This is a genomic window from Veillonella sp. (assembly GCF_015058545.1).
Taxonomy (GTDB): domain Bacteria; phylum Bacillota; class Negativicutes; order Veillonellales; family Veillonellaceae; genus Veillonella_A.
Genome location: NZ_SVCB01000032.1, coordinates 21,340 through 31,225 on the forward strand (window position 1 = coordinate 21,340; position 9,886 = coordinate 31,225).

Here is a 9,886-nt window from a genome sequence, read left to right on the forward strand (position 1 = left end):
TATGGGTAAATATTTACACGGTCTGTGTGCGTCCGGCATCAGCGGCAACATGATGATTGGGGCACTGCTTGATTACGGCGTACCGTTTGATTATTTTGAAAAATCATTGGCACCGCTTAATTTGAGCGGCTTTTCGCTGATATACGAGCAACGTGAAAAAATGGGTGTACCGGGCACCTATTTCGACGTGGACTTGCATGATAAAGGCCATGGCCATCACCACGGACATGAACACGGGCATAATCATGGCCATAACCATGAACATGGACACAGTCATGAACATAGCCATTGGTATAATCCGTTTAAAAAGCATACCCATGGTGAGGGACACTCTCACGACGAAGTGGCCGCTCATACGCATGGGGATGATGCAGCTCATACTCATTCGCACGATGGGGGGCATTCTCATACCCATGCTCACGGTGAGCGTCGTAATTATCCGGAAATTAAAGCACTAATTGAAGAGGCTCCTTTATCCGATTGGGTAAAAGAAAAAGCTCTGGCTGCATTTTTAAATTTAGGCATGGCGGAAGCAAAGGTGCATAATACAACCTTGGAGGAAGTGCATTTCCACGAAGTGGGCGCCATTGATTGTATCATCGATATTGTAGGCACTATGATTTGTTTGGAATACCTCGGCGTGACCGGTATTATCTTCTCGCCGCTCCATGTGGGACAGGGGAAAGTGAAATGCGAGCATGGGCTCATGGATATTCCAACGCCTGCCACGGTAGCGCTTTTAGAAGGTTTTCCTACCTATGTAACGCCGGTACAGGGCGAGTTGGTAACACCGACGGGAGCAGCTTTAGTGAAAACATTGACGGCCAATGAATTTCCGTCGGGCACACCGGCACCGACAAAGGAAGTCATCCAAATGGCCTTGCTTTCTATGATGGATAAAGCTGAAAAAGCGTCTAAAAAGGGCGTAGGGCTCGGTTCAATGGATTTGCCTATCCCTAATGTGTTTACCCTCTTTGAGGCGTAAATACGGCGTTTAAATGCGGTATTTAATACAAAGTAATAGTGACGGCTCGCCTTCTTTGGTGGGCCGTTATGATTTTGTAAAATATTTGTACAAATATTTTTACAAAAGTGTTGACATGGGCCTTAGTTCTTTGATATTATAATTAAGCAGTCAGGGACAAGACACTTTGAATGCAGTCAAGTTAAAAAAGTGCTTGACAAAATACAGTTAACGGTGTAGAATAGTTTCTGTTGTGAAATGCGGAAATAGCTCAGTGGTAGAGCACCGCCTTGCCAAGGCGGGGGTCGCGAGTTCGAATCTCGTTTTCCGCTCCACTTTCATTCCTCGATAGCTCAGTCGGTAGAGCAATCGGCTGTTAACCGATCGGTCGTAGGTTCGAGTCCTACTCGGGGAGCCAATGTGGCCCGTTGGTCAAGCGGTTAAGACACCGCCCTTTCACGGCGGTATCGGGGGTTCGATTCCCCCACGGGTCACCATATGGACGATTAGCTCAGCTGGGAGAGCGCCTGCCTTACAAGCAGGATGTCGGCAGTTCGATCCTGTCATCGTCCACCAGAATTTTAAGGAAAGCACTTGAGAAATCAAGTGCTTTTTTGTTTATATGAGACATTAATGTGCCCAAAAATAAGGAATACTTCGTAAACGAAACGTTAAATTTTTAGTTTACAATAGTTTATTAATTTCACAAAATAATAGTTAATATTGATAGCGTTTTACATTCAGCCTGCTGTAGTTACAGTGGGTTGTTTTTTTATACAAAAATGACTCATAAAAAACAATATCGACAAAAATCGATGTGGGGGGGGGTAAAACTTATTTGATAATTGAAGAGTCGAATATATCAACATTTAACGATATTTATCTATAAAAATCGATGCTAATTGATAATTATCGAAGGCCATCGAGAAGAATGATAACGTGAATAATATTGTTATAAATATGAGTTTACAATTGATTCTTTATATCGAATATTTTGAAATGATATAATTAAGATATATTCATAAATATCTCATTAATTTTTGAATGGTATTTGAGTTGATGGATGTTTGAAAAGTTCTTGAAAATATTGTGTTTTTGTGAAGTGAATAAATCGTGTCAAATGGATTTATTTTGTTTTTTCGATTAACAAGGTGTTCATTTTCAAGAGCACGATTTATTTTTTTATGCTTTTTCTTTTGATTTAGGGACATTTTGTTTAATACTTAATTAAGTGAATTTTATTCGAGATAATCAAATAGGAAAAAGAGGAGGTTGTAGTCGTAATGAATAAGATTTATAAGGTCGTGTGGAGTAAGGTTCGAAATGCTTACGTAGTTGTTTCGGAAATGGCGAAAAGTCACAGCAGAAACAAGTCGCAATCCGGTATGAAAGTAACCGGAGATTTATTGCGTATGGCCGTCGTGACCAGTTTGGCTTTGGGGATTGTTTCAACCGTTACTTTACCGGCGGACGCAGCACAACGAGTTGTTGCGGGACGTTATCCGGGGGCTCAAGATAATGACACGATGGCTGTAGGCGCTAATGCGACAGCTACCGGTGCCGGTGCTGTTTCTGTAGGCACAGCTACCTCAAACGGTGAGGATGCTCTGGCTGTTGGTACTGATGCCTCTGCTACCGGCACGGAAACGATTGCTATCGGTGGTGCTACGGCAGCCATTAATTACGCAATTGCAATGGGCGATGGTGCTATCGCCGGTGGCACTTATTCAGTCGGCGGCGTAACCCAGAGCGGTGCCAATGCCGTTGCTATTGGTAAATCGGCCGTAGCCTACGGTATCAATGATGTTGTTATCGGTGCTAATTAGACTGCTATTGCTCCGACTACCACTGCGAAGGAAGATACGCCTGATGAAGTAGGCGGTAGTTCTGCTCTTGGCGGTCGTGTCATGATTGGTCATGACAACATTGCTTACGGTCGTGCCGGTAATTCAGTTATTGTAGGTTCAAATAACCGATCGAATGCTATTCATGGTATTGCCATCGGCCAAAATGCGTATGCCGGTCAACCTGATGGGAGTACGCTGGCCTATGAAAATACCATGTCCATCGGTACCAACACCCGTTCTTATTCTACAGATGCCATTGCTATCGGTAATAATGCGGTGGCCGGTAATACGGATACTTCTTTGACATCCTATGATGGTAATGGTCTAGCGGCAGCTGCCATAGGCTCCGGGGCTAAAGCAACGTCGTTTCATACTGTAGCCATTGGCTCTACAAGTCAGGCAACGGATATTAGCGCTACCGCTATTGGTGATGCCGCTCTTGCAAGTGCTGTTAGTACTACTGCCGTAGGTAACAGTGCCAAGGCTACGTCCATAGGTTCTCTTGCTGCCGGTGCAGCCGCAACTGCCAGTGACCAATATAGTACTGCTGTAGGTAATAGTGCTCAAGCGACTGCACTACGAACGTTGGCTGTAGGGTATAAGGCCGTAGCCAATGCTGGCGGAGCTATAGCTCAAGGTACTAATGCGCAAGCAACGTCGTCATATACTATGGCTATTGGTTATGATACGGTAGCCAGTGCAGGTAGTGCTATGGCCATTGGCTATCAAGCGAAATCTTTAAGCGCGAGAAGTATTACTATTGGTCGAGAAGCATCGGCGGGTACTGCAACAACTGATCCGGAAGCTATTGCTATTGGTTATCAAGCTATCGCGCCGGCCGGTAACTCTATTGCTATCGGTAAATCGGCTACTACAGTTTCAGGGGCAACCGGTGCTGTAGCATTAGGCGATAGTGCAACTGCTAACGTTGCAAGCAGTGTAGCTATCGGCTCCGGTTCTTCCACAACTCGTGCAACGGATACAACGAGTCAGGGTTGGAATAATCAGGACAGCACCTGGAGTAGTTGGCTCTCTACAAAAGGCAATGCGGGCACTACCAGTGGTGGAGTCTGGAACAGTACAGCCGGTGTTGTTTCCATTGGTACTGACGGGGCCAGCGGTAATGCGACAACGCGTAAACTTACCGGTTTAGCGGCCGGTCAATATGATACGGATGCCGTAAACATGAAACAGTGGACAAATACCATGCTGGCTACTACCGGTGATTTCAAAGACAGTAGCTATACTACTACCTATGGTTCTGACGGCACACCGCGTACGGTTACTAAGCTTTTAAATCAATCATTGAAGATTACCGGTGGTGTAGATAATACATTATATTATCAATCTGATTTTACTACCGATCCTAATATCGGCGCTGTAATCAGTGATAATACGGTTACTCTTCGTTTAAATAAAACGCTTCGTGGTTTGGAAACAATTTATTTAACTAATCCAACGACCGGTACGCGTACAACTGTTAGCGGTAACGGTGTGACTATCAGACCAACTAGAGGTTCTGCAGTATCGTTAACAAGTACAGGTCTTAATAATGGCGGCAACAAAATTACTAACGTAGCCAGAGGTACAGCCAATACGGATGCTGTCAACGTATCTCAGTTAAATCAGGCCATCGCCGGTGTCAGCGGCGGATCCGGTACAACGACTACCGTTACCGTTGAAGGTGGTACGGCAGCCGGTACAAGCGGTACCTATACAGGCAGTAACTTGCAACTTACGTCAACGACCGGGACAGGTACAGCGACTTATGATTTAAAACTTGCCGATACTGTAACATTAGGTAGCACAGGCACCGGCGGTACAAATGGTTCCCTTACTGTTAACGGTACAGGCGGCTCTTCTGTAGCTGTTGATGGTGCAACCGGTTCTGTTGCCTTAACCGGTACAGACGGTTCTACAGCTACTATCGCAGCCGGTACGGCGGCAAATGATGTCAATGGTAATTCTATTAACCGTATTACTGCCGGCGGTGCGACAGTTGCAACGCTTGATGACGGTATGGTATATACCGGCGATGCAGGTTCTGCTGCCGTTAAATTAAATAAAACGGTAAATATTGTGGGTGGTGAAACTGATTCATCTAAATTATCTACCGATAATAATATTGGTATTGTAGCTTCTCAAAATGGTGACGATGCTAAATTAACAGTTCAATTGGCAAAAGACATTACCGGTTTGAATACGGTAGAAGCAGGCGATGCTGTAATTGGTAATCAAGGCGTAGCTACAGCCGGTGGCGTAGCCCAAGACGGTAGCTATGTAACCGGTTTAGACAATACCACTTGGAATGTGACTAATCCTGATATCGTAACCGGCCGTGCCGCTACGGAAGATCAGCTCAAAACTGTAAGTGATGCAGTGACTGCTGTTTCCGACGGTACCAGTGCTAATGCAACCGGTGGTTTTGGCTTGACTGATGATAGCGGTACAGCTGTAAAACAGGACCTTGGCAAAACAATTCAGATTGCCGGTGACGGTAATGTTACGACCACCGCCGGAGACGGTAAAATTACTGTTGGTTTGAGTGATACTGTGGCGCTTGGCGACAAAGGTACTACCGATGGCTCTATGACTGTTAATGGTGCCGACGGCTCTTCCGTTGCCATTAATGGTTCTAACGGTTCTATCGTAATGAACACAGCGGATGGTTCTCCAGTAACCATTCAGGCAGGAACCAGTGTTAACGATGTAACAGGCTCGCCTGTTAACCGTATTACTGTAGGCGGTCAAACCGTAGCTACAATGAATGACGGTATGAAATACGGCGGTGACTTCGGTACAGTTTCTAATGTAAAACTCAATAACCAAGTTGACGTAAAAGGCGAAGCCGAGACGGAAGCTGATCTTACGACAGGCAACATCGGCGTTGTTTCCAGTCAGGCTGGCGACAATGGTCTCTTAGTCGTGAAATTGAATAAAGATGTTGATTTGGGCTCAACCGGCTCCTTAACAGTGGGTAATACGGTTGTCAATAATAGTGGTTTAACAATCACCGGTGGTCCGTCTGTAACTTCTACCGGCATCAATGCGGGCAACAAAACAATTACTAACGTTGCTGCCGGTGTTAACGATACGGATGCCGTTAACGTAAAACAGTTAGAGGATCGAATTGGCGGAATAACCGGTGGTTCAGGTACAGCGACTAATATTACCGTTGAAGGCGGTACGGCAGCGGGTACAAATGGTAACTATGCAGGCGATAACTTACAGGTGACCACAACAACCGCTACCGATGGCTCGAAAACTTATGATATGAAATTGGCGGATAATCTTACCTTAGGGGAAGCCGGCACTGATGGTGTTGACGGATCTGTTACAGTTAACGGCAAGGACGGTTCTTCCGTAGCCGTTAATGGTGCGGATGGCTCTATTACCGCGAAAGGTACCGACGGTTCCGCTGTGGCTATTAACGGTGCTGACGGCTCTATCGGTTTGACCGGTTCCAATGGTACAACCACTACGATTAAAGGTGGCACTAGTGCGAATGACGTAAACGGCAACGCCGTTGATCGTATCACCGTAGGTGACCAGACTGTAGCGACCTTAAATGACGGTATGGTTTATACCGGCGATACAGGAACGGCCGCTGTTAAATTAAATAAAACGGTAAATATTGTTGGTGGTGAAACGGATTCCTCCAAACTATCTACCGATAATAATATTGGTATCGTAGCTTCTCAAAATGGAGATAATGCTAAATTAACAGTTCAATTGGCTAAAGACATTACCGGTTTGAATACGGTAGAAGCAGGCGATGCTGTAATTGGCAATCAAGGCGTAGCTACAGCCGGTGGAGTGGCTCAAGACGGTAGCTATGTAACCGGTTTAGACAATACAACTTGGAATGTATCCAATCCGGATATTGTAACCGGCCGTGCCGCTACGGAAGATCAGCTCAAAACTGTAAGCGATGCAGTGACTGCTGTTTCCGACGGTACCAGTGCTAATGCAACCGGTGGCTTCGGCTTGACTGATGACAGTGGTACAGCTGTAAAACAAGACCTCGGCAAGACTATCCAGATTGCCGGTGACGGTAATGTTACAACAACCGCCGGAGACGGCAAACTTACCGTAGGTTTAAGCAATACGATTGCACTTGGTGAAAAAGCAAGTGAAGACGGCACTACTGAAGGTGCAGATAGCTCTATTACTGTTAACGGTGCCGATGGTTCTTCCGTTGCCATTAACGGTTCTAACGGTTCTATCGTGATGAACACAGCCGATGGTTCCCTTGTAACCATTCAGGCCGGATCCAGTGCTAATGATGTTACCGGATCGCCGATTAACCGTATTACCGTAGGGGGCGCGACTGTGGCAACCCTTAATGACGGTATGAAATACGGTGGCGACTTCGGTACAGTTTCCAACGTAAAACTCAACAATCAAGTTGACGTAAAAGGCGAAGCAACGACCGAAGCTAACCTTACTACCGGCAATATCGGTGTTGTATCCAGCCAGGCTGGCGATAATGGTCTTTTAACTGTTAAACTCAATAAAGACATCAACTTAGGTTCTACCGGCTCCTTAACTTTTGGCAGTGGCGATAATACGGTAAGCCTTTCTAATAGTGGCCTCAACAACGGCGGTCAAAAGATTACTAATGTTGCCACAGGTACTGATGGTACAGATGCTGTTAACGTGGATCAGTTGACCAAGGCTATTCAGGAAGTCAACGCCGGTGAAGGCAGCAAGACGCACCTTACTGTTGAAGGCGGTACTGCAGCCGGTACAGGTGGTAACTATGCAGGCAGCAACTTGTAGATTACTGAAAAAACCGAAACAACCGGTGCTACGACGTATGATGTGAAATTGGCAGATAACATTACCTTAGGTAGTGTAGCTGACAGTGCAGCAGGTACAGAAGGGACAGACAGCTCTATTACTGTTAACGGTAAAGACGGTTCTTCCGTAGCTATTAACGGTGCTGACGGCTCTATCGTATTGAATACGGCTGATGGTTCTCCTGTAACTATCCAAGCAGGCACAAGTGCTAATAATTTAGCCGGTAATGCTGTTGATCGTATTACTGTAGGCGGTCAAACTGTGGCGACTATGAGCGACGGTCTTAAATTCGCCGGTGATGACGGTCAGAGTGATCCAACTAAAATTATTCCTAAGACGCTTAACGAAAAATTAGATATTGTTGGTGGTGCTGAAGGTGATTTGACTGATAAAAATATTGGTGTAAACAATGTTAACGGCCAGTTAAAAGTTCAGTTAGCAAAAGACGTTGATTTAGGTTCTACCGGCTCCTTAACCTTAGGCAATACTGTTGTTAATAACAATGGCATTACCATTACCCCAGCTACAGGTGATCCTGTGTCCTTGACCGATTCCGGCCTTGACAATGGTAATAAGGTAATCAGTAATGTGGCTACCGGTGTTAAAGGTACGGATGCTGTTAACGTGGATCAGTTGACCAAGGCTATTCAGGAAGTTAATGCCGGTGAAGGCAGCAAGACGCACCTTACAGTTGAAGGCGGTACTGCAGCCGGTACCGATGGCAACTATGCAGGTACGAACCTACAAGTTACTGAAAAAACGGAAACAAACGGTTCTACTACTTATGATGTAAAATTAGGGGATAACCTTACTTTAGGTAGTGCAGGTACAGACGGCGTTGATGGTTCTGTTACAGTTAAAGGTAAGGACGGTTCTTCTGTAGCTGTTAATGGTGCTGATGGCTCTATCACAGCGAAAGGTACCGACGGTTCTTCCGTAGCTATTAACGGTGCCGATGGTTCTATTGGTTTGACCGGTTCCAACGGTACGACCACTACGATTAAAGGTGGCACCAGTGCCAATGACGTAAACGGCAACGCCGTTGATCGTATTACCGTAGGCGACCAGACTGTGGCAACCTTAAATGACGGTATGGTTTATACCGGCGATACAGGTTCGGCTGCTGTTAAATTAAATAAAACTGTCAATATTGTTGGCGGTGAAACAGATTCCTCTAAATTATCTACTGACAACAACATTGGTATTGTGGCCGCTCAAGACGGTGACAATGGCAAGTTAACAGTTCGTTTGGCTAAAGACATTACCGGTTTGAATACGGTAACAGCCGGCGATGCTACTATCGGCACTCAGACCGAAACTACGGCTGGTGGCGAAGCTCAAACGGGCAGCTATGTAACCGGTTTAGACAACACCACTTGGAATGTATCCAATCCTGACATCGTAACCGGCCGTGCGGCTACCGAAGATCAGCTCAAAACGGTAAGTGATGCAGTGACTGCTGTTGCTGACGGTACCAGTGAAAATGCAACCGGTGGCTTCGGTCTCGCTGACGGCAGTGGCACAACGGTTAAACAAGACCTTGGTCAAACAATTACTGTTAAAGGTGGCGTAACCGACGGTACTGCTACAACCGATAATCCGGACGACGTTTCTAACATTACCACAGCTGTTAAAGACGGTGCCCTTGAAGTAAGTCTTAATAAAGACATCGACTTAGGCTCAACAGGTTCTGTAACAACCGGCAATACTGTTATTAATAACGACGGTGTGACAGTTGGCGATACAGCCCTTACAAGCGGTGGTTTAACAATCACTAACGGTCCGTCCGTAACAACTGACGGTATCGATGGTGGCAGCAAACAGATTACTAATGTGGCAAGCGGTTCCGACGGTACTGATGCAGACGGTAATAAAACATACAATACCGATACGAACGCAGCCAATATCGGTGACGTTAAAAATATCACAAACACTACGGTAAATGATGCGAAAACAGAATTGACGAATAAAGGCTTAAACTTCACAGCCGATAGCGGCAATGCTGTACACCGTGATTTAGGCGAAACCTTAAATATTGCTGGTGACGGTAACATTACAACTACCAGTGATGCAACTAACGGTAAAATTACCGTAGGCTTGAGCGATACGATTGCACTTGGTGAAAAAGCAAGTGAAGACGGTACAAATGAAGGCACAGATAGCTCTATTACTGTTAACGGTAAAGACGGTTCTGCCGTAACCATTAACGGTGCTGACGGCTCTATCGCTTTAAATACCGGTTCCGGTTCCCCTGTAAACATTGCAGCGGGCA

3 protein-coding genes, 4 tRNA genes and 1 pseudogene are annotated in these 9,886 nt (G+C 45.7%); all 8 read left to right on the forward strand.

The window, feature by feature from the left end:
• The first annotated feature begins 1 nt into the window (after position 1).
• Positions 2-985, forward strand: coding sequence for a LarC family nickel insertion protein (locus E7204_RS01795; protein WP_295180993.1), 984 nt, complete (start codon positions 2-4; stop codon positions 983-985).
• A 239-nt stretch (positions 986-1,224) separates the two neighbouring features.
• A tRNA-Gly gene (locus tag E7204_RS01800) sits at positions 1,225-1,299 on the forward strand.
• A gap of 7 nt (positions 1,300-1,306) precedes the next feature.
• A tRNA-Asn gene (locus tag E7204_RS01805) sits at positions 1,307-1,382 on the forward strand.
• Positions 1,383-1,386: 4 nt separating this feature from the next.
• A tRNA-Glu gene (locus E7204_RS01810) sits at positions 1,387-1,461 on the forward strand.
• A gap of 3 nt (positions 1,462-1,464) precedes the next feature.
• A tRNA-Val gene (locus tag E7204_RS01815) sits at positions 1,465-1,540 on the forward strand.
• A 707-nt stretch (positions 1,541-2,247) separates the two neighbouring features.
• The gene (locus E7204_RS01820) at positions 2,248-2,790 is read left to right on the forward strand and encodes an ESPR-type extended signal peptide-containing protein (RefSeq protein ID WP_295180995.1); all 543 of its coding nucleotides are present in this window, start codon (positions 2,248-2,250) and stop codon (positions 2,788-2,790) included.
• A gap of 81 nt (positions 2,791-2,871) precedes the next feature.
• The gene (locus E7204_RS01825; RefSeq protein WP_295180997.1) at positions 2,872-7,593 is read left to right on the forward strand and encodes a hypothetical protein; all 4,722 of its coding nucleotides are present in this window, start codon (positions 2,872-2,874) and stop codon (positions 7,591-7,593) included.
• A gap of 48 nt (positions 7,594-7,641) precedes the next feature.
• Positions 7,642-9,886: pseudogene (locus tag E7204_RS01830) on the forward strand (hypothetical protein); the annotation flags it as partial.